This is a genomic window from Micromonospora marincola, from assembly GCF_056150385.1.
Map to the genome: position 1 here is coordinate 513,486 of NZ_JAXCFT010000002.1, position 19,108 is coordinate 532,593.

At 72.1% G+C, this 19,108-nt stretch carries 22 protein-coding genes; 3 read left to right on the forward strand and 19 right to left on the reverse strand.

Annotation, left to right across the window (positions count from 1 at the left end; all coding sequences use genetic code 11):
- Nucleotides 1-88: 88 nt before the first annotated feature.
- Nucleotides 89-1,300, forward strand: coding sequence for an LOG family protein (locus SM450_RS06920; RefSeq protein ID WP_474618819.1), 1,212 nt, complete (start codon nucleotides 89-91; stop codon nucleotides 1,298-1,300).
- A 72-nt stretch (nucleotides 1,301-1,372) separates the two neighbouring features.
- On the opposite strand, the gene fbaA is transcribed toward SM450_RS06920, so the two are convergent.
- The gene (fbaA, locus tag SM450_RS06925; protein WP_474618820.1) at nucleotides 1,373-2,395 is read right to left on the reverse strand and encodes a class II fructose-bisphosphate aldolase; all 1,023 of its coding nucleotides are present in this window, start codon (nucleotides 2,393-2,395) and stop codon (nucleotides 1,373-1,375) included.
- A gap of 132 nt (nucleotides 2,396-2,527) precedes the next feature.
- Entirely contained in the window at nucleotides 2,528-2,911 is a 384-nt protein-coding gene (locus tag SM450_RS06930) for a phage holin family protein (protein WP_474618821.1), read from the reverse strand.
- Nucleotides 2,912-3,050: 139 nt separating this feature from the next.
- Between SM450_RS06930 and SM450_RS06935 the strand changes: the two genes are divergently transcribed.
- Entirely contained in the window at nucleotides 3,051-3,263 is a 213-nt protein-coding gene (locus SM450_RS06935; RefSeq protein ID WP_474618822.1) for a hypothetical protein, read from the forward strand.
- 6 nt (nucleotides 3,264-3,269) lie between these two features.
- Here the strand turns inward: SM450_RS06935 and SM450_RS06940 are convergent, their stop codons facing one another.
- Both SM450_RS06940 and SM450_RS06945 read right to left on the reverse strand, forming a co-directional pair.
- Nucleotides 3,270-4,319, reverse strand: coding sequence for an LCP family protein (locus tag SM450_RS06940; RefSeq protein WP_474618823.1), 1,050 nt, complete (start codon nucleotides 4,317-4,319; stop codon nucleotides 3,270-3,272).
- Nucleotides 4,319-4,801: a SigE family RNA polymerase sigma factor gene (locus tag SM450_RS06945; protein WP_474618824.1), complete on the reverse strand. Its 483-nt coding sequence runs from the start codon at nucleotides 4,799-4,801 to the stop codon at nucleotides 4,319-4,321. The genes SM450_RS06940 and SM450_RS06945 overlap by 1 nt, the downstream gene beginning before the upstream one ends.
- Before the next feature lie 203 nt (nucleotides 4,802-5,004).
- Between SM450_RS06945 and SM450_RS06950 the strand changes: the two genes are divergently transcribed.
- Complete coding sequence (locus SM450_RS06950; RefSeq protein ID WP_474619041.1) at nucleotides 5,005-5,787, forward strand: DedA family protein; 783 nt, start codon at nucleotides 5,005-5,007, stop codon at nucleotides 5,785-5,787.
- A gap of 281 nt (nucleotides 5,788-6,068) precedes the next feature.
- On the opposite strand, the gene SM450_RS06955 is transcribed toward SM450_RS06950, so the two are convergent.
- The 15 genes from SM450_RS06955 to SM450_RS07025 all read right to left on the reverse strand — a co-directional run bounded on the left by SM450_RS06955 (nucleotide 6,069) and on the right by SM450_RS07025 (nucleotide 19,037).
- Nucleotides 6,069-6,446 carry an ArsR/SmtB family transcription factor gene (locus SM450_RS06955; protein WP_007073957.1) on the reverse strand — a complete coding sequence of 126 codons (378 nt, stop codon included), beginning with the start codon at nucleotides 6,444-6,446 and terminating at the stop codon, nucleotides 6,069-6,071.
- Nucleotides 6,447-6,503: 57 nt separating this feature from the next.
- Entirely contained in the window at nucleotides 6,504-7,043 is a 540-nt protein-coding gene (pyrE, locus tag SM450_RS06960) for an orotate phosphoribosyltransferase (protein ID WP_474618825.1), read from the reverse strand.
- A gap of 157 nt (nucleotides 7,044-7,200) precedes the next feature.
- On the reverse strand, nucleotides 7,201-8,010 hold the full coding sequence (locus tag SM450_RS06965) for an SDR family NAD(P)-dependent oxidoreductase (protein ID WP_474618826.1): 810 nt from the start codon (nucleotides 8,008-8,010) through the stop codon (nucleotides 7,201-7,203).
- Nucleotides 8,007-8,783 (reverse strand): hypothetical protein, encoded by a 777-nt coding sequence (locus SM450_RS06970; protein ID WP_474618827.1) that lies wholly within the window; start codon nucleotides 8,781-8,783, stop codon nucleotides 8,007-8,009. The genes SM450_RS06965 and SM450_RS06970 overlap by 4 nt, the downstream gene beginning before the upstream one ends.
- A gap of 72 nt (nucleotides 8,784-8,855) precedes the next feature.
- Entirely contained in the window at nucleotides 8,856-9,668 is an 813-nt protein-coding gene (locus SM450_RS06975; RefSeq protein ID WP_474618828.1) for a hypothetical protein, read from the reverse strand.
- 67 nt (nucleotides 9,669-9,735) lie between these two features.
- Nucleotides 9,736-10,734, reverse strand: a complete 999-nt coding sequence (locus tag SM450_RS06980) for a hypothetical protein (protein ID WP_474619042.1) — start codon at nucleotides 10,732-10,734, stop codon at nucleotides 9,736-9,738.
- A gap of 40 nt (nucleotides 10,735-10,774) precedes the next feature.
- Complete coding sequence (locus SM450_RS06985) at nucleotides 10,775-12,343, reverse strand: polyamine aminopropyltransferase (protein WP_474618829.1); 1,569 nt, start codon at nucleotides 12,341-12,343, stop codon at nucleotides 10,775-10,777.
- Nucleotides 12,340-13,107 (reverse strand): hypothetical protein, encoded by a 768-nt coding sequence (locus SM450_RS06990; RefSeq protein ID WP_474618830.1) that lies wholly within the window; start codon nucleotides 13,105-13,107, stop codon nucleotides 12,340-12,342. The genes SM450_RS06985 and SM450_RS06990 overlap by 4 nt, the downstream gene beginning before the upstream one ends.
- Nucleotides 13,107-13,529, reverse strand: coding sequence for a DUF350 domain-containing protein (locus SM450_RS06995; protein ID WP_474618831.1), 423 nt, complete (start codon nucleotides 13,527-13,529; stop codon nucleotides 13,107-13,109). Before SM450_RS06995 ends, SM450_RS06990 begins: the two co-directional genes overlap by 1 nt.
- Before the next feature lie 31 nt (nucleotides 13,530-13,560).
- Nucleotides 13,561-13,986 carry a DUF4247 domain-containing protein gene (locus SM450_RS07000; RefSeq protein WP_474618832.1) on the reverse strand — a complete coding sequence of 142 codons (426 nt, stop codon included), beginning with the start codon at nucleotides 13,984-13,986 and terminating at the stop codon, nucleotides 13,561-13,563.
- Complete coding sequence (locus tag SM450_RS07005; RefSeq protein ID WP_474618833.1) at nucleotides 13,983-14,477, reverse strand: DUF2617 family protein; 495 nt, start codon at nucleotides 14,475-14,477, stop codon at nucleotides 13,983-13,985. The genes SM450_RS07000 and SM450_RS07005 overlap by 4 nt, the downstream gene beginning before the upstream one ends.
- Before the next feature lie 2 nt (nucleotides 14,478-14,479).
- The gene (locus SM450_RS07010) at nucleotides 14,480-15,112 is read right to left on the reverse strand and encodes a DUF4178 domain-containing protein (RefSeq protein WP_474618834.1); all 633 of its coding nucleotides are present in this window, start codon (nucleotides 15,110-15,112) and stop codon (nucleotides 14,480-14,482) included.
- A 92-nt stretch (nucleotides 15,113-15,204) separates the two neighbouring features.
- Nucleotides 15,205-15,582, reverse strand: coding sequence for a hypothetical protein (locus SM450_RS07015; RefSeq protein WP_474618835.1), 378 nt, complete (start codon nucleotides 15,580-15,582; stop codon nucleotides 15,205-15,207).
- A 132-nt stretch (nucleotides 15,583-15,714) separates the two neighbouring features.
- Nucleotides 15,715-18,306, reverse strand: a complete 2,592-nt coding sequence (gene clpB, locus SM450_RS07020) for an ATP-dependent chaperone ClpB (protein ID WP_474618836.1) — start codon at nucleotides 18,304-18,306, stop codon at nucleotides 15,715-15,717.
- 89 nt (nucleotides 18,307-18,395) lie between these two features.
- The gene (locus SM450_RS07025; RefSeq protein WP_474618837.1) at nucleotides 18,396-19,037 is read right to left on the reverse strand and encodes a TetR/AcrR family transcriptional regulator; all 642 of its coding nucleotides are present in this window, start codon (nucleotides 19,035-19,037) and stop codon (nucleotides 18,396-18,398) included.
- Nucleotides 19,038-19,108: the final 71 nt, after the last annotated feature.

Genomic DNA, 19,108 nt, shown 5'->3' on the forward strand with positions numbered 1-19,108 from the left:
TAACGCAGGAGCCCGGCGGCGTGCCCGCCGGGCTCCTGTCCGTACCGCCCGGGTTTGCGGGGTTGCCGGGTCGGGGCAGGATGGCCTGGTGCCGACCCCACCACCCGCGGACGTCATCGAGCCGCACGCCCCCCACCTCAACGAAGTACAGACCCGGGTCGAGTTCGACCGGCGGCTGGCCGGGGGGACACTCGCCGGCCTGACCGTGCAGGGTCTCCGCCTCGACCTGGACCCGGTCCCCGACCTGCGCGACGTCGACGTCGCCGGCGCCCTCTTCGTGGGTTGCCGGTTCGCCGACCGTGAGGTGGGCGCGGATCTGGTCCGCCGGGGCGCCGACGTCGTCCCGCCGTTCTCCGAGCTGCCCTACCCGACCCAGCCGTCCCACCTCTACACCGCCGACGACCTGGCCGCCGGCTTCGACGAGGGCGGATTCGCCGAGATGTACGACACCCGGGTGTACGCGCACTTCCGGGCGCACGGCGGCGCGCTGCCGGACGTACGCGAGGCGCTCGGCCAGCGGCTGCACGACCACGGCGTGGACAACGCGCTCGCCGACGCCACCCGGGCGTGGCTGGCCGTGCACGGGCCGCAGTCCGTGGTGGGTGTGATGGGCGGGCACGCGGTGCCGCGCGGCAGCGCCGCGTACCGGATGGCGGCGGTGCTGGGCTGGGAGCTGGCGCGGGCCGACCGCCTGGTGGTGACCGGCGGCGGTCCGGGGGTCATGGAGGCCGCCAACCTGGGCGCGTTCCTCGCGGCCTGGCCGGCCGACGAACTGTCGGCCGCGATCGACGGGCTGGCCGCCGCGCCGGACTTCACCGACCACGACCGCTACACGGCGGCGGCCCTGGCGGTGCGCAAGCGGTACGCGGACGGCCCGTCGCTGCCCACGCCCCGGCCGGCGGCGCCCGGCACCGGGTGGGCCCGGTCCGGCGGGCTGGCCATCCCCACCTGGTTGTACGGCCACGAGCCGGCGAACCTGTTCGCCGGCCGGATCGCCAAGTATTTCTCCAACGCCATCCGCGAGGACACGATCCTGCGGCTGGCCCGGGGCGGGATCGTGTTCGCGCCCGGCCGGGCCGGCACCGTGCAGGAGGTGTTCCAGGCGGCGACGAAGACGTTCTACGGCACCGACGGGGCGAGCGGCGCCTACGTCTTCCTGGACCGGGCCTTCTGGACCACCGAGCTTCCGGTGGAGTCGCTGCTGCGGCCACTCTTCGCCGGATCCCCGTTCGGCGACCTGTCCCGCACGATCCACCTCACCGACGACGTCCGCGAGGCCGTCGCCCTCCTGGTGAGGTGAAGTGAAAGGCGGGGGCCCTTCTTAACAGACGTCTGTTAAGAAGGGCCCCCGCCTAACGCGCGGAGCGCGGCGTTACTTCATCCGGGTGCCGGTGGCGCGCAGGTGCTCGCACGCCTCCACCACGCGGGCGGCCAGGCCGGCCTCGGCCAGCTTGCCCCAGGCCCGCGGGTCGTACTGCTTCTTGTTGCCGACCTCGCCGTCGACCTTCAGCACGCCGTCGTAGTTGCGCAGCATGTGGTCGGCGACCGGGCGGGTGAAGGCGTACTGGGTGTCGGTGTCGATGTTCATCTTCACCACGCCGTAGTCGAGCGCCTCCCGGATCTCCTCCAGCAGCGAGCCGGAACCGCCGTGGAAGACCAGGCTGAGCGGCTTCTCCTTGCCGTACTTGGCACCGACCGCGTCCTGGATCTGCTTGAGCACCTCGGGGCGGAGCTTGACGTTGCCCGGCTTGTAGACGCCGTGCACGTTGCCGAAGGTAAGCGCCGCCATGTAGCGGCCCTTCTCGCCCAGGCCGAGCGCCTCGACCATGGCCAGGCCGTCGTCAACGGTGGTGTAGAGCTTGTCGTTGATGGCGTTCTCCACGCCATCCTCCTCGCCACCGACGACGCCGACCTCGATCTCCAGGACGATCTTGCCCTTGGCGGCCTCGGCGAGGAGCTGCTCGGCGATCTCCAGGTTCTCCGCCACCGGCACGGCCGAACCGTCCCACATGTGCGACTGGAACAGCGGCTCCTGGCCGTTCTTGACCCGCTCCTGGGAGATGGCCATCAGCGGCCGGACGAACTTGTCCAGCTTGTCCTTCGGGCAGTGGTCGGTGTGCAGGGCGACGGTCACCGGGTATTTCTTGGCCACCTCGTGCGCGTACGCGGCGAACGCCGTCGCACCGGTCACCATGTCCTTGATCGACGGGCCGGACAGGTATTCCGCGCCACCGGTGGAGACCTGGATGATGCCGTCGCTCTCCGCGTCGGCGAAGCCCTTGAGCGCCGCGTTCAGCGTCTGGGAAGAGGTCACGTTGATCGCGGGGTACGCGTACCGGCCGGCCTTGGCCCGGTCCAGCATCTCCGCGTAAGCCTCGGGGGAAGCGATGGGCATGTCGAACGCTCCTTACTTACCGCTCTCGGCCGTACAGGCCGCCGTCTTTCCTCGGGTGCGCCGGACCGCGCTGTCCACCGCGGGAAGTATCCCGTAGGAGCGAACGCGGGACACAACCGACCCGGGCACCGCTCACCGTTTCTCCAGCCGGTCCGGCACGGCGACGCTGATCAGCCAGCTCACCACCGACACCACGATGGCGCCCCAGAAAGCAGCCCAGAAGCCGTCGACGTGGAACGGCAGGCGCAGTTGGCGGGCGATCCAGTCGGTCAGCAGGAACAGCAGAGCGTTCACCACGAGCGCGAACAGACCGAGCGTGAGCAGGTAGAACACGCAGCCGAACACCTTGATGAGCGGCTTGAGCACGGCGTTGACCACGCCGAAGACGAGCGCCACCACGATCAGGGTGAGGACCGTGTTGCCACCGTTGCGGCCGGTCACGTTCACCCCGGGCACGATCAGCGTCGCGATCCACAACGCCACCGCGGTGATCGCCAGCCGGATGAGGAAGCCCACGGCACCATCCTGGCACCGCCCGCGCGCCCGGGAGGGGCAATCGCCGACTCGCCTCGTTCCGCCGGGCGCCGAGCGGCGGCCCGGACCAGCCCGTACGGTGGTGGTGACACGATCCGCACCCCGGACGCAGGGAGGGACGATGGGACAGCCCGACGAGGACTTCACCCCGAGCGACCACCTCGCTCCGGAGGAGCGGGACCCCGAGGCGGAGCCGGCCGACGCGGTCGAGCAGGCCGCCACCGTCGCACCGGACGACGTCGACGGCGAGCCGCACCGGGGCCTGGAGGTCGACGACTGGGACGCCATGGAGCAGGCCCGGGTGGTCACCGCCGACGAGGACGACTACCGCTGACGGCGGTCAGCGCAGGTTGGTGACCTGCGCCGGATGGACGGCCGTCCAGCCGGCAAGCCGGTCCGTGCGCAGCGCGGCCAGGAAGCCGTCGATCTGCGTCGGATCCGGCTCGAAGCCGTACGCCGTCGGCTCCATCCGGTCGCGGACCGGTAGTGCGAGCGCGACCGGGTCGGCCGCGACGGTTGGCGCACCGACCGAGAGCAGCGTCGGCAGAGACAGGTCACCGAGGTCGGTGGTCACGGCCGGGCCGACCTGACTGATCAGCCGGCTGAGCCGTACCGGATCGGTGGTCAGGCCCTGTTCCCGCGCCTGGTGGAACAGGCCGGCGGCGTACCGCACGGCGTTGCGGTCCCGGTCCAACGCGCCGTCGCGCAGACCGTACCGCTGCCGGAGCAGGTCCACCGCCTGCGTGCCGTCCAGCCGTTGGCAGCCGGCCGGGAAACGACGGCCGGTGTGCGCCGAGCGCACCGGCGCCGGCAGGCAGACCGGCACGCCGCCCACCGCGTCGGTCAACTCCCGCGTCGCCTGGTAGGTGAGCACCGCGCCGGCGTCGACCCGTACCCCGGTCAGCCGGACCACCGCCTGCCGGGTGGCGCGGTAGCCGGCGGCCAGGTCCCCCGAGCCGGACGCGCGGGCGAACGTCGCGCTGAGTTTGTCCGTCCCTCCGTCGGGCATCGGCACCAGCAGGTCACGCAGGATGGTCACCAGGTAGAGCCGGCTCCGGTCGGCCGGCACGTGCACCAGCACGATCGAGTCGGCGCGCCGGCTCGTGTCCGCCTGATCGACGCCGAGCAGCAGCAGGTTCACCGCGCCGCTCGGGGCCGCTGCCGGCGGCAGCGGAAGCAGGCGTACGGACGCAGGCGGGCGGGGCGCGACCACGGTGAAACCGACAAGTGCCACGGCGGCCATCGCCAGCGACGCGCCGGCCAGGCGCACCCGGCGACGACGTCGACGGCGGTGGACCGCCGCCCGGTCGATGGCGACCCGGAGCGGGCCGGCCGGTGGGGTCAGCTCCTCGTGCCGGGCGAACGCGGCCCGCAGCTCGTCCTCGATCATCAGCAGACCTCCACGTGTTCGGCTCGGAGCGTGGCGAGGGCGCGCGAGATGCTTGATCGCACGGTGCCGACGGCACACCCGAGCACGTCGGCGATCTCCGCGTCGGGCAGGTCCTCGTAGTAGCGCAGCACCAGCGCGGCGCGTTGCTGCCGGGGCAGCCGGGAGAGCCAGGACCAGACCTGGTCACGGTCCACCGCGGACTGGACGTGATCGGCCGACGCGGGCACCGAGTCGTCCAGCTCGCCGCGCAGGAACACCCGGCGCGCCCAGGAGCCGCGCCGCCAGTCGACGAACTGGTTGGTGAGCATCCGGCGCACGTACCGTTCCGGCGCGTCGCTGCGGGCCACCCGCCGCCAGTGGAGCTGGACCCGGACCATGGTGTCCTGCACCAGATCCTGGGCCTGGTGCGGATCGCCGGTCAGCATGACCGCGTACCGCAGCAGGGCGCCCAGCCGCGCGTCGGCGAACTCCTCATACGTCACTGCACCTCCCGGTGTCCCGATCCATGGACGCGTACGGACACCCGAAACGTTGCGGCGGAGCCCGCCCCTTCCGCGCTGTTTCCCGGAAAGAGTGGCTGTCCGCGCCCGGATGGCCCCGCTTTCCGGGAAACAGCGGGGGTGGGCTGGGGGTGGAGGGCAGGCGGGTACCCTTTGTGGCCGTGGACACAGCTGAGAAGACCCGGATGATCTCCGAGAACGTGGCGTTGAATCCGCTCGATCCGAAGGACCTCATCCACACCTTCGGGATGATCGGCGTCTGGGCCATCCTGTTCGCCGAGACGGGCCTGCTTGTCGGCTTCTTCTTCCCGGGTGACTCGCTGCTCTTCCTGGCCGGGGTGGCCGCCTCCCCGGTGGCCGATGCCATCTTCGGCGACGGCACCCGGCTCTCGCTGGTCGGGCTGTTGATCGGCGGCCCGATCTGCGCGATCGCCGGTGCACAGCTTGGGCACTGGCTCGGCGCACGCTACGGCCGGCGCATGTTCGACAAGCCCAACTCCCGGCTGTTCAAGCGGGAGTACGTGGAGAAGGCGGAGTACTACTTCCAGAAGTTCGGTCCGGCGAAGGCCGTGGTGCTGGCCCGGTTCATCCCGATCGTGCGGACCTTCCTCAACCCGGTGGCCGGGGTGCTCGGCATGCCGGCCCGGCAGTTCTTCGTGTGGAACGTGGTCGGCGCGGTCCTCTGGGTGGACGGCATCCTGCTGCTCGGCTACCTGCTGGCCCGCCAGATCTACGACGCCATCGGCGACAAGATCGACCGCTACATCCTGCCGGTGGTCGCGTTGATCATCCTGATCTCGGTGCTGCCGATCTTCTTCGAGTTCCTTCGCGACCGCAAGGCACGCAAGCGCGGCGAGGCGGTCGCGGTGATCGCCGCAGCGACCGCGGCCGGCGCCGTGGACGCCGCCCGGGACGCCATCGACGGCGACGACCACCCGCACGGGCACGGCGGTCAGCACCGCCGCTGACCGGCCCCGACGCCCAACAGCGAGCCGACGCCGACAGCGAGCCGACGCCAATAGCAAGTTGACGCCGAAGGCCGGCCCCCGGGTGGGGGCCGGCCTTCGTTCACGACCTGTCGGGTCGCGGGTGACACGGACAACGGCAGCCGTCATCGCGCGGTGGTGGCGCCACCCCTGACACGCCACCGCTCACCCGCACCCGGTCGGGACGGCCTGCCGGGTTCGGCGCGTGTGTCATCGCGCCGGGCCTCGGCCGGCCGGCCCGTCCAAGGAGGACGGGCCTGGATTCAGCGAGCCTTCTTGGTGGCCCGCTTACGCGGCGGGGTGAGCAGATCCGCGATCGTCGCGATCGCGGTCGGCACCAGCCGGTAGTACGCCCAGACCCCGCGCTTCTCCCGCTCCAGCAAGCCGGCCTCGGTGAGGATTCGCAGGTGGTGGCTGACCGTCGGCTGCGAGAGGCCGAGCGGCGCGGTGAGGTCACACACGCACGCCTCCCCCTCGGGAGCCGACTGGATCAGGCTGAGCAGCCGCAGCCGGGCGGGGTCGGCGAGGGCCTTGAGGACCCCCGCCAGCCGCTCGGCATCGGCGCGTTCGATCGGCTCGCCGGCAAGCGGCGAGATCTGAGGCATGGTCATTTCAGCCAACGCAGTTCCCACGTATTCCATCCTTCCACCAGCAGCATCGATCCGCCTGCATATCAGCAGATCCGAATCGACAAACTTTTACGCCACAAGGCCAAGGTCAGCCAACGTATAGGCCGCCCGATACGGCAATCCGGCGGCTCGCACCGCGTCGCCGGCGCCTCGATCAACAATAACCGCCACACCCACCACGTCGGCTCCGGCCTCACGCAATGCGTCGATGGCGGTCAACACACTTCCACCCGTGGTCGAGGTGTCCTCCACCGCCAGGACCCGGCGTCCGGCCACGTCCGGACCCTCGATCCGCCGTTGGAGGCCGTGCGCCTTGCCCGCCTTCCGGACCACGAACGCATCAAGCGGCCGTTCGCTGCCGCTTGAGGCGTGCAGCATCGCGACGGCCACCGGATCGGCGCCCAGGGTCAGTCCGCCGACCGCGTCGTACGCCCAATCCGCGGTGAGGTCGCGCATCACCCGGCCGATGAGTGGAGCGGCCTGGTGATGGAGCGTGACGCGACGCAAGTCGACGTACCAGTCCGCCTCACGGCCGGACGAGAGCACCACTCGACCGTGGACCACAGCCAGGTCGGTGATGAATTTGCGCAGGTCGTCGTGGTCCCCCATGGCGATGAGCGTACTTCGCAAGTCTGTGGGCCGTCTGTGGGGTCAACCCCCTTCAACCCTGAGGGCGACCGATGTATAGCGATGTTCGGCTACGCTGTGCGACCGTCCATGTCGGCCCACCGGCGGCTCCGGCCCGGTCAACGGCGCGACTGCCGGGTCAGCCGTGGGCCCGGTCGACCTTTCCCCGGGTGTCCCGGGCGAAGCCCCGCAGCAGCCGTTTCGGCGCGTGCCGCAGCCCGGCCACGGCCAGCTTGTATTTCCAGTCCGGAACGCTCACAAGCTTGCCTTTACGCAGGTCACGCAGCCCTTCGTCGACCACCTCGTCGACCCGCAGCCAGGCCCACGTGGGCAGTCGCGACATGTCGATGCCGGAGCGCTCGTGATTGCCGGTGCGGGTGTAGCCGGGGCACAACGCCATCACGCGCACACCGAGTGGGGCCACCGACTGGCCGATCGACTCACTGAAGTTCGTCACCCACGCCTTGCTGGCCGAATAGGTGGAGCCGGGCATGGGGACGCCAAAACCCGCAACCGAAGAGACATTTATCACTGCCCCTTCGCCCCGGTCGATCATCGGGCCGAGGGCCGCGTGAGTCAACCGGAGCACGGCCAGCACGTTGAGCCGGATCAGTCGGGCCTCGTCCGGGACCGCCGACCGGACGAACGGGGTGCTCAGGCTGATGCCGGCGTTGTTCACCAGCAGGTCCACCGGCGGGCCGGCGGCCAGCAGGCGTTCCACCGCCGCGCAGCCGTCGTCGGTGGACAGATCAGCCGGGACCGACTCCACCTCGCCGCCGTGTCGGCCGGTCAGCTCGGCGGCCAACGCGCCGAGCCGGGCGGCGTCCCGGGCCACCAGAACCAGGTCCCAGCCGTCGGCGGCGAGCCGGCGGGCGAAGCCCGCACCGATGCCCAGGCTGGCGCCGGTCACCAGGGCACGGCGCCGGGACGGGAGAGCCGCACCGGTCATGGCATGTCCTCGGGTCGTGGCGGGGAGCCCGCCGGCGGCATCGCAGGCCCCGGCGGTGGCATCGCGGGCCCCGGCGGTGGCATCGCGGGCCCCGGCGGTGGAACGAGGCCCGCCGGCGGTCCCCAGGGCGTCGGCCCGGAGACGGGGGCGCCGGACACCGAACCCCCGAAGCCGGTCACCGGGCCGGACGACGGACCCGGCGGGGTCGTACGGCGATGCAGGAAGGCGCCGGCGGACGGCAGCGTGAGCAGCGCGGCGACCACCAGGTAGCCGAGGACCTGCGCCACCGACAGCGCCGCGTTCACCGGGATCCACCAGGCCGGGTACGCGTCGCCGACCAGGCCCAGCAGGTCGGCGGTGACCCGGTCGTCGGCGCCGAGCCGGAGCGGAGCGGCCCGCTGCCCCACAAGCGCCGCGAGCCCGCAGCAGCCACAGAGCAGCCCGAGGCCGGCGACCACCCAGGTGGCCATGCGCGCGCCGGGGCGACCGGCGAGCAGGCCGAGCGCGAGCCCGACCAGCAGCAGCGCGGCCAGCACGCCGAGCACGGCGGCCAGCACGGTCGAGCCGCGCAGCAGCCCGGCCACCCGGTCGATGTCGCCGCCCCCCGCGCCGGTGCCCTGCGCGGCGGCCCGGAACCGGTCCACCGTGCCACCGGCGACCACCAGGTTCGTCACCGCGTACGCGACGGCGCCGACCGCCATCAGGAGCAGCGCCGCCACCGCCGCGACGACCGTGGCCGGCCGGCGGGGCGCGGCCCGATCGGGGTACGACACGACAGGTCCCTCCGGTAGGCGTCGGCTTGCAACCTACTCGGAGGGACCGTCGGCGTCGCTGAAATCCGGTCGTCAACTTCCGGCGGGCGGCTCCGGGTCGCGGCGCTCGCCCGGCTGACCTGTCGGCCCGGCCGGCGGCTGGTCGCCCGGCGCGGGCGGCGGCGTGGCGGCCGGCGGTCCACCGGCCGGCTGGCCCGGGGTCGACGGATACGCCGGGTCGCCCGACTGCCCCGGCGCGGACGGGTACGCCGGGTCACCCGACTGCCCCGGGGCCGGCGGGTACGACGGGTACGCCCCACCCGGCACCGGCGGCTCCCAGCCGGCCTTCGGCTTCCGGAAGAACTCGTTCGCCTTCGGCAGCGCCAGCAGGATCAGCGCGCCCAGCAGCGCGAGCAGCGCGATCAGCCCGAGCAGCATGCTGACCGGCGTGTGCCAGGACGGCAGCGCGTCCTCCACCCGGCGCTGGACCTCCTGCGTGCTCGGCAGGTCGCCGCTGGTGTTGCCGCCGCCGCCCATCATGCCGCCGGAGGCACCGCTGAGCAGGCCGCCGCCGGTGCAGCAGAGCAGGATGCCGCCCACCACCCAGGTGGTGATCCGGGAGGCGTTCTTCCCCCGGTTGTTGAGCATCGCGAGGACGACCAGCCCGATCGCGAGCAGCAGCGTCAGCACGGACGAGCCGATGGTGAAGGCGTACGCGATGTCGCCGGCCGACTCGGCCGAGGTGCCGGCGTACGCGTCAGTCATCACGTCGCGGATCTTGCCGATGACGGCAAGCGTCACGATCAGGTTCAGCACCTGGATGACGGCGACGAGAATGAGCAGCCAACTGGAAAGCGTCACCACACTGGGACGCGCGCGGGGCGTGGTGCCCGGAGCATCGACCATGATTCTCCCTCCCTGGATCAGATGACCACCGTAGCGATCTCTGGCCAGGTGGGCACGGTAGGAGGGCTCAGCGATCGGCGGCGCGGCGCAGCCGTCGTTGTTCGGCGGTGACCACACCGAGCAGCGCCAGATCCAGCGCGACCGCGGAGACCGCGCCGAACTGGTTCACGGTGAAGTTGAAGACCTGCCCGAACAGCAGGTCGACGAGCAGGGCCAGTTTGAACAGCCGGAACGCCTCGGCCCGGTCCCGGCGCAGCAGCCACGCCGCCCGCAGGCTCAGCGCGGCGGTGACGAGCGCGGTGGCGGACGCCCCGAGCACCGCGCCCCACTCCCGTTCCTGGTCCAGTTCGCCGGTCACGCCGTCGAGGACCACCGCCACCACGGTCACCAGCGGCTCCACCACCAACCAGACCACCACCGGCCATACCAGCCAGCGTCGGCCCGCCGCCCAGGCGGCGAGGCGTCGGGCCCACTCCGCCCCGCGCTGCCAGAACCGCACCGGCGGCGGTTCCCGCCGGGGCACCGCGTCAAGCAACTGCGTCAGGGCCGCCTCGGTGGCCGGCCCGGTGCCCTGCACCAGCCGCAGCACGGCGATCCGGCGCCTGTCGGTCAGCCCGCCGGGCAGGCCACTGAGCACCATGTCCAGCGCGTTGGCGGTGCGTTCGTCAGGTGTCAGCCGGGACCGGCCGGTGCGCCCGCGTACCGCCTGGGTGAGCAGGACCAGCAGGGCGAACGCGACGTAGATGATGGCGGCGGCGGGGGCGTAGAAGTAGTCGGTGCGGGCGGTGACGAACTTGCCCACCTCGTCGATGAAGAGCCCGAACCCGACGCCGCCCACCACCGCCCCGGCGGTGCGCGGGCCGCCGCCGAGGAACACGAGCGCGATCCCCAGGCCGACGGCGAGCAGCAGTCCGCCCCAGAGCACGTGCGCGATGTGCAGCCCGCCGCCGCCGAGCTGCGGATAGTTGGTGGCCTGGAGGTACGCCCGGACGGCCAGCACGGTGACCACGCCGGAGAGCACGAACGCCTGGAGGTGGGAGGCCGCGCCGATCGCCCGGGTCGGCAGCCGGCGCACCAGCCAGTGGTGTGACCACATGCTCCGAAACCTAGTAGCCCCGCCACTCCTCGCGGGCGTACTCAAGCACCCTGGGTCGCAACAGCGTGGAGGCGGGCACGTCGATCCGGCCACGGTCGGCGGGGAACGTGGCGGCGGCGGCGAGCACCTCCGGGGTGAGGAAGCGCAGCGGCGGCGGGTCGGCCGGCAACCCCAGCTCGGGGGCGGTGCCGCCCGGTGCGGCAAGCACGAATCCCCAGTCGCCGAAGCTCGGCACGTCGACGTGGTAGGGCACGGTGGCGAAGCCCGCCTCCCGCACCGACCGTTCGATCGACCAGTACGACCGGGGCGCGAAGTAGGGCGAGCCGGACTGCACGACAAGCCGCCCGCCCGGGGCGAGCACCGGTCGGATCAGCGTGTAGAACTCGACCGTGTAGAGCTTCGCGGTGGCCGTCTCGTCCGGGTCGGGCAGGTCGGCGATCACCACGTCGAAGCGTTGCGTGGCGGTCCGCAGCCAGCCGAACGCGTCCAGGTTGAGCACCCGCAGCCGGGGGTCGGCGAGTGACCTGTGGTTGAGGTCGCGCAGTTGCGGCTCGCTGCGGGCCAGCGCCACCACGGCCGGGTCGAGGTCGACGAGCGTCACCGAGCGCACGTCCGGATATTTGAGGATCTCCCGCGCGGCCAGTCCGTCCCCGGCGCCGAGCACCAGCACGTCGCCGTGTGGCCCGCGCATCGCCGGGTGCACGAGCGCCTCGTGGTAGCGGTATTCGTCGACGGAGCTGAACTGGAGGTCACCGTTGAGGAACAGCCGCAGGTCGGTGTCGGCGTGGCCGACCTCCCGCACCGACCGGGTCAACACGATCTCCTGGTAGCGGCTGCGTTCGGCGTGCACCACCGGGTCCCGGTAGAGCTGCTGGCGGGCGGTCACCTCGAAGTCGTGGGCGGTGATCCACGCGTACCCGAGCAAGAGGCCGACCACGACGGAGCCGGCGCCCAGGCCCACCCGCGCCCGGCGGCCGAGGTCGTCGCGGAACACCGTGAGGACCAGCGCCACGCCGGCGACCGCGTTCACCGCGCCGACCACGAGCGCGCCCTTGAGCTGGCCGAAGACCGGCATCAGGAGGAACGGGAAGGCCAGTCCGCCGAGCAGCGCGCCGACATAGTCGGCGGCGAACAGGTCGGCCACCGCGCTGCCGGCGGACTGCTCCCGGATGCGTTGCAGCATCACCATCAGCAGCGGGATCTCCGCGCCGATCAGCAGGCCGAGCACGAACGCGGTGCCGACGAGCGCCGGGCCGTAGAGGTCGAGCCAGGCGAACGCGGCGTAGAGGCCGAGCACGGAGAGGCCGCCGAGCAGCGCCAGGGTCAGCTCGATCGCGGCGAACGCGGGCGCCGCGCGGGACTGCAACGGCTTCGCCACGAGCGCGCCGACGCCCATCGCGAAGACCATCACGCCGAGCACGATCGACGCCTGGCCGACCGCGTCACCGATCAGGTAGCTGCCGAGCGCGACGAGCGCCAACTCGTACACCAGGCCGCAGGCCGCGCAGACGAAGACCGCGAGCAGGACCGCCGCGCGGGCCGCGCGCCATCGTGGCCGCGCGGGCGCGTCGGTGGTCACGCTTTTCTCCCGGTACGCCCGGCGGCGCCCGCCCTGGCACGCTGCGCGGGCACCCCGCCCCGAAGCTGCCGTCGTCGTTGTCGCACGCCCACGGCGATGAACAGCGCGGCGAGCAGGAACAGACCGGCGGTGGCGAGCAGCCATCCCCAGCGGTCCCGCCAGAAGTCGTTGCCGGCATCCGGCAGCGGCGCGGCAGTGGTGGTCGGCCCGGCGGTGGGGGGCGGGGCCGGCTCGGCGAGTTTCCGCTCGGCGGCGAGCAGCGGCAGCATGGTGGCGGCCCGGGTGACGGCCCAGCCCGGGTCGTCGACGAACGCGCCCTCGTCCAGCCCGAAGCGGCCCAGCCCGGTCTCGATCGCGGTGAGGTCGCCGAACTCGATGTCGTCCGAGCCCTTGACCCGGATGGAGGCGGAGTCGTTCGACTCGCTGCTCGACGACGTGTAGTAGATGTTCGCGGTCACCTCGATCCAGCGCGCGCACCCGGCCGCGTCCTCGACCGCTGTGCCGTCGCCGAGGTTGGAGCCGACGCTCACCTGGCGGTAGCCGTCGAGCAGTTGCCACCCGTAGCAGATGCCCTGGCTGTCGGCGGCGGCCTGGAGGATCGGCACGGTGCCGGAGCGCTCGTCGGCGGCCGGGGCGGGTACGTCGGTGTCCGAGTCGCCGGTGACCGCTCCGATCACGCAGGCGCCGACCGTGATCCCGATGATCACCGTCCAGATCACCGCCTGTTGGCGCTTGTTCTGCGTGGCGGTGGCCTTTCCGGCCATCAGCTGATCGCGGCGGCGATGATCGCGCCGGTGGCGACGTGCACGGTGGCGGAGATCCAGACCGCCGGGTGTGGCTCCGGGTCGACAAGCAGCTCACCGAGCTTGCCGGGGGTGGCCACGTCGAGCAGCACGAAGGCCGCCGCCATGATCACCAGGCCGAGGAACCCGTACGCGGCGGAGCCGACCAGCCCGAGCACGAAGTCGTCATCGCTGGACACGATCGCGGCGACCACGACGGTGCCGACGCCGAGCAGGTTGGAGGCGAGCAGCAGCGTCGCGTTGCGGTTGCGCTCGGCCCAGATCAGCTCGTGGAGCTTGCCGGGAGTGGCCATGTCGACAAGCAGGTAGCCGACGGCCATCAGGACCACGCCGACCACGCCGTAGGCGAGGGTGACCAGCAGGTCGGTGACGAGATGCTGCACAGGGGACTCCAGGGTGAGGGGGTCGGACGGGCTACTTGCCGGCGCCGGGGCCGCCGCCCCGGACGGTGCTGCCTCGGCCCCAGCCCCAGCTGTTGCCGACGATGCCGTGGTAGCGGGGGTACGCCGAGGTCATCCGCTCCAGCAGGATCACCGAGCCGACGGCGAGCGGGAGGATCACCACCGAGTCGTCGTCGTAACGCAGGTAGACGCCGCTGCCGTCGACGTACTGGTCGGCCGGCTGCCAGGCGTCGGTGATCTGCTTCGACACCTGGCTGGGCGACTTGTTCGAGGTGTACGCGACCGCCTGCGAGCCGATGTCCCGCCCGGACGCCCGGGAGAAGTGGTCCTGCACATAGCCGCGCGGCGAGAAGTTGCCGTAGAAGATCGCGAAGGCGGCGACGAGGACGCCGACGACGGCGACCGCCACGCCCACCACGAACCACCGTCGGTACGTCACAGCTCCTCCACCACCGTCTCGGTCAGGACCAGCTCGTTTGTCTGCGGGTAGGCGTGCCAGGTGCGCCAGGCGACCGCGCCGTCCGGCGGGTCGAGCCGGACGGCGAGCGCGGTGACCGCGTCCTCGTCGCCGGGAAACACACCGACGAGCGCGTACGGGTCGTCGGCCAGCTCGGCGCGGAGCGCCGCGACCCGGGTGCGCAGTCCGTCGCCGGCCGGCCGGAGCACCGTGGCGGTGAACCGGTAGCCGGTGGTCGCGTCGTGCAGCGCGTCCGGCAGGTGCGGCCGGCGGCCGGGCAGGCAGGCGACCGTCTCGGTGAGCGCGCCGGCCACGACCTGGTGGGAGGCGCCGAGCAGGCGCAACCGCAGGGGTCGGCCGCCGGGTAGGTCGAGGTCGCGGACGGCGAGCGCCGGCAGCTCCGGCCCGCCGAGGGACAGGCTGAGATCGGCGGCGCGGCTGTCGACGTACGGGGCCGCGAGGGCGATGAGCACGCTCAGTCCACCTGGTCCGCGCCGCCCTGGGGGTAGATCATCACCTCCGCGTGGCGCAGTTCCTCGCCGAGGTTCACCTCCCAGCCGGCCTCGCCGTACGCCTCGAACGACAGTCGGGCCCCGCCGGGCGCCTGGTAGTCGTGGTAACGCATGGTGCCGCGCGGGTCGAGACCCGTACCCTCGGTCGCGGTGTAGCGGGCCTGGCCGGACTCGTCCCAGTTGTAGCGGCGACCGGCGATCTCCAGCGTCGGGGCGCCGGGCGTGACGGTGGCCCCCGGCTCGCCGGTCCAGAGCACCAGCTCCAGGTCCGGATCCGCCTCGACGGAGAGCCAGCGCTTCACCCCACCGGCGTCGTCGAGCAGGTGCTCCGCCCAGCTCCAGCCGCCCTCGACCAGGTGCACCGAGCCACGCACGGTGTAGGGAACCTGGCGGATCTCGACGATGTCGCCGGGCTTGAGCGCGCGTGGGTCGCCGCGCAGCACGTCCGTGTCCCGGTCCCGGAACGGGTCACCTGGTGCCGCCTTCGGGCGCGGCGTCGAGCGGGACCTGCGCAGCGCGACCACGGCGATCACCACACCGGCCACCCCGAGCAGGCACCCCAGCGTGGCCACCACGTACGCCACCGAACCGTTCATGAGCGCCTCCCCCAACGTGCATTGGCGGAGACGGTAACAACCCCGCGCACCTCACCTGAACTGCCGTTCGCTGAGTGTGTGGTCAGCTACGGTCAGCCGCCGGACAGGCGCTCGGCCGCGTACTCACGCAGCGTCGTCCGGCCCATCACGCAACCGGTGAACGTGGTGAACTCGCCGTCGTCGTCGCGCAGCCGCGCCCAGGCGTCCCGCCCGGCGGCCGGGTCGACGGCTTCGAGCAGGCTTGCCGCGTACGCCCTGCCGGCTGGCGTGCCGTCGCTGAGCAGCCGGTCGACTTTCTTCCGGGCCTGTTCCGGGTGGTCGGCGAGCGCCTGCTCGACATGCCGGTACGCGTCCGTGGCCGGCAGGATCTGTCCCGCGAACCCCACTCCGCCGAACGCCAGCGTGTCCGCCTCGGCGAGCTGCCGCACCGCGGCGTCCAGTTCCCGGTCCTTCTTCCCGATCCCCAACATGTCCTCCTACTGCCCGCTCGGGCCCGACCCGACGCTGTTGACCATGAAGTTGTCCGGAGAAGCGACGGCGTGTCGCGACGCCAACTTCATGATCGACGGATCGGGCTCGGGGCCGGGGCGGGGTGGTGCGGGTCAGGCGGGGGTTACCGACAAGGAGTCCTTGGTGTCCGACAGGTCTACCTGGACGGTGTCGCCGTCGCGGATCTCGCCGGCCAGGAGCGCCTTGGCCAGGCGGTCACCGATGGCCGACTGCACCAGGCGGCGCAGCGGCCGGGCGCCGTAGATCGGGTCGTACCCGTGCTCGGCCAGCCAGGTCCGGGCGGCCTCGGTGGTGTCCAGGCCCAGCCGGCGGTCGGCCAGCCGGCGCCGCAGCCGGTCGAGCTGGATGTCGACGATCGCCCGCAGGTCGGCGCCCTGGAGCGCGGCGAACACCACGATGTCGTCGAGGCGGTTGAGGAACTCCGGCTTGAAGTGCGTCCGGACCATCGCGAGCACGCCCTCCCGGCGCTCGTCCTCGGTGAGCGTCAGGTCGCTGATCACCGACGAGCCCAGGTTCGAGGTGAGGATCAGGATCGCGTTGCGGAAGTCCACCGTGCGGCCCTGGCCGTCGGTGAGCCGACCGTCGTCGAGCACCTGGAGCAGCACGTCGAAGACGTCCGGGTGGGCCTTCTCCACCTCGTCCAGCAGGATCACCGAGTACGGCCGGCGGCGCACCGCCTCGGTGAGCTGCCCGCCCTCCTCGTAACCGACGTAACCGGGCGGGGCGCCGACCAGGCGGGCGACGGAGTGCTTCTCGCCGTACTCGCTCATGTCGATGCGAACCATGGCCCGCTCGTCGTCGAAGAGGAACTCGGCGAGCGCCTTGGCCAGCTCGGTCTTGCCGACGCCGGTCGGGCCGAGGAAGAGGAAACTGCCGGTGGGGCGGTCCGGGTCGGCGACGCCGGCCCGGGCGCGGCGGACGGCGTCGGAGACCGCGCCGACCGCCTCGGCCTGGCCGACCACGCGGGAGCCGAGCGACTCCTCCATCCGCAGCAGCTTCGCCGTCTCGCCCTCCAGCAGCCGGCCGGCCGGGATGCCGGTCCAGGAGGCGACCACGGCGGCGATGTCGTCCGCGCCGACCTCCTCCTTGAGCATCGCGCCGTCGGCCTGGAGCCGGGCCAGTTCCTCCTCGGCCTGCTTCAGCTCGCCCTTGAGCGCGGGGATCCGGCCGTACCGCAACTCGGCGGCGCGTTCCAGCTCACCGTCCCGCTCGGCCCGCTCGGCCTCGCCGCCGAGCCGCTCCAACTCCTCCTTGGCGGTGGAGAGCTTGGTGATGTGGCTCTTCTCGGTCTGCCAGCGCTCGGAGAGCGCGGTGAGCTGCTCGCGCTTGTCGGCCAGTTCCTTGCGCAGCCGCTCCAGGCGCTCGGCGGAAGCGGCGTCGGGCTCCTTGGCCAGCGCCATCTCCTCGATCTCCAGCCGGCGCACCGCCCGCTCGATCTCGTCCACCTCGACCGGACGCGAGTCGATCTCCATGCGCAGCCGGGACGCGGACTCGTCGACCAGGTCGATCGCCTTGTCCGGCAGGAACCGGTCGGTGATGTAGCGGTCGGAGAGCGTGGCGGCGGCCACAAGCGCGGCGTCGGTGATCCGTACGCCGTGGTGCACCTCGTAGCGCTCCTTGAGCCCGCGCAGGATGCCGATGGTGTCCTCGGTGGTCGGCTCGCCGACAAGCACGGGCTGGAAGCGACGCTCCAGCGCGGGGTCCTTCTCGATGTGCTCGCGGTACTCGTCGAGCGTGGTCGCGCCGACCATCCGCAGTTCGCCCCGGGCCAGCATCGGCTTGAGCATGTTGCCGGCGTCCATCGAGCCCTCGCCCTTGCCGGCGCCGACCACCGTGTGCAGCTCGTCGAGGAACGTGATGACCTGCCCGTCGGAGTTCTTGATCTCCTCCAGGACGGACTTGAGCCGCTCCTCGAACTGGCCGCGATATTGCGCGCCGGCCACCATCGCGCCGAGATCGAGCGAGACAAGCTTCTTCTCCCGCAGCGACTCGGGCACGTCACCGGCCACGATCCGCTGGGCCAGGCCCTCGACGATGGCGGTCTTGCCGACGCCCGGCTCACCGATCAGCACCGGGTTGTTCTTGGTGCGCCGGGACAGCACCTGGATCACCCGGCGGATCTCCGAGTCCCGGCCGATCACCGGGTCGATCTTGCCGTCCCGGGCGCTCGCGGTCAGGTCGACCCCGTACTTGGCCAGGGCCTGGTAGGTCTGCTCCGGGTCGGCGGTGGTGACCCGCCGGTCGCCGCCCCGGACGGTCGGGAACGCGGCGACCAGGTTCTCCTCGGTGGCGCCGGCGTTCTTCAGCGCGACCGAGACCGCGCCGCCGACCCGGGCCAGCCCGGCCAGCAGGTGTTCGGTGGAGGTGTATTCGTCGCCGAGCGGACGGGCGATCTGCTCGGCGGCGCCGATGGCGTTGACGAACTCGCGGGCCAGCGTGGGCTCGGCGAGGCTGGACCCGCGCGCGGCGGGCAGCGCGTCGACCGAACGCAGGGCGACCCGGCGCAGCTCGGCGGGGTCGGCCCCGACGGCGCGCAGCAGGCCGGCGGCGGTCGAGCCGTCGGTGTCGAGCAGTGAGAGCAGCAGGTGCCAGGGCTCCACGGTGGCGTGGCCGCGCTGGTTCGCCTGCGCGACGGCACCGGTGATGGTTTCGCGGCTCTTGGTGGTGAGGCGTTCCGTGTTCATGGGCTCCCCCGGGATCGGCGTGTCCACTGGAAACGACACAACCAGAGTTGAGTCTATTCCGCTCAACTCCTACGGTGTGAGCTGAGTCACTACCCGGCTGACCGCCAGCGCCAGTCCAACTCCCCGGCGACCGGAGGCGGACCAGGCAGCGGCGGGCCCGCTGTGGCCAAGCCGGCCAACAGCACCGCGAGATGGCGGCGGCGCAACTGCCGGGTCCGGTCCGGATCGGGTACGCGAATCGCCGCACACCCCTCCAGCAGCAGCCCGACGTCCTGGGTGACCACGTCCGGCCGGAGCCGCCCGGCACGTCGCGCCCGCCCGACCAGCCCGTCGACGAGCGCGTTCGCGCGCACCGCGGCCTGACCCATCTCCTCGGTCGGGGTGAAGGTGCCGGCCAGATGCACGGTGAGGGAGTGCACGTCGGCGTCGACGACACGCTCCAGGAAGCCGGCGAGGGCGGCCCAGTCGTCCGGCTCGGCGGCGGCCTCCTCGGCCGCGGCGACGAATCGGCGCAGCCCGTCGTGGCAGAGCTTGCGCAGCAGATCCTCCTTGCCGGCGTACCTCCGGTAGAGGGCGCTGATGCCGACGCCGGCCCGCTCGGCGACGGCGGCGATGGGCGCCTTCGGGTCGTCCAGGAAGACGGCGCGGGCGGCGGCCAGGATCGTGGCGTCGTTGCGGGCCGCCTGGGCACGCCGGCCGGCCAGCGGTGGGTTGTCGGTCGGGTGCGGCATGCGTCGAGGATAACAGTGGAACGGATTGTTCCGCTCTGATACGGTGGAACGGAACGAAGCATTCCGTTCTG

Excerpts from the sequence above, each read along its gene's own strand:
- fbaA (WP_474618820.1), bottom strand. The coding sequence starts at position 2,395 with ATGCCCATCGCTTCCCCCGAGGCTTACGCGGAGATGCTGGACCGGGCC.
- SM450_RS06935 (WP_474618822.1), top strand. The coding sequence starts at position 3,051 with ATGGGACAGCCCGACGAGGACTTCACCCCGAGCGACCACCTCGCTCCG.
- SM450_RS06940 (WP_474618823.1), bottom strand. The coding sequence starts at position 4,319 with ATGATCGAGGACGAGCTGCGGGCCGCGTTCGCCCGGCACGAGGAGCTG.
- SM450_RS06950 (WP_474619041.1), top strand. The coding sequence starts at position 5,005 with ATGATCTCCGAGAACGTGGCGTTGAATCCGCTCGATCCGAAGGACCTC.
- SM450_RS06955 (WP_007073957.1), bottom strand. The coding sequence starts at position 6,446 with ATGGAATACGTGGGAACTGCGTTGGCTGAAATGACCATGCCTCAGATC.
- pyrE (WP_474618825.1), bottom strand. The coding sequence starts at position 7,043 with ATGGGGGACCACGACGACCTGCGCAAATTCATCACCGACCTGGCTGTG.
- SM450_RS06965 (WP_474618826.1), bottom strand. The coding sequence starts at position 8,010 with ATGACCGGTGCGGCTCTCCCGTCCCGGCGCCGTGCCCTGGTGACCGGC.
- SM450_RS06975 (WP_474618828.1), bottom strand. The coding sequence starts at position 9,668 with ATGGTCGATGCTCCGGGCACCACGCCCCGCGCGCGTCCCAGTGTGGTG.
- SM450_RS06990 (WP_474618830.1), bottom strand. The coding sequence starts at position 13,107 with ATGGCCGGAAAGGCCACCGCCACGCAGAACAAGCGCCAACAGGCGGTG.
- SM450_RS07010 (WP_474618834.1), bottom strand. The coding sequence starts at position 15,112 with ATGAACGGTTCGGTGGCGTACGTGGTGGCCACGCTGGGGTGCCTGCTC.
- SM450_RS07015 (WP_474618835.1), bottom strand. The coding sequence starts at position 15,582 with ATGTTGGGGATCGGGAAGAAGGACCGGGAACTGGACGCCGCGGTGCGG.
- clpB (WP_474618836.1), bottom strand. The coding sequence starts at position 18,306 with ATGAACACGGAACGCCTCACCACCAAGAGCCGCGAAACCATCACCGGT.
- SM450_RS07025 (WP_474618837.1), bottom strand. The coding sequence starts at position 19,037 with ATGCCGCACCCGACCGACAACCCACCGCTGGCCGGCCGGCGTGCCCAG.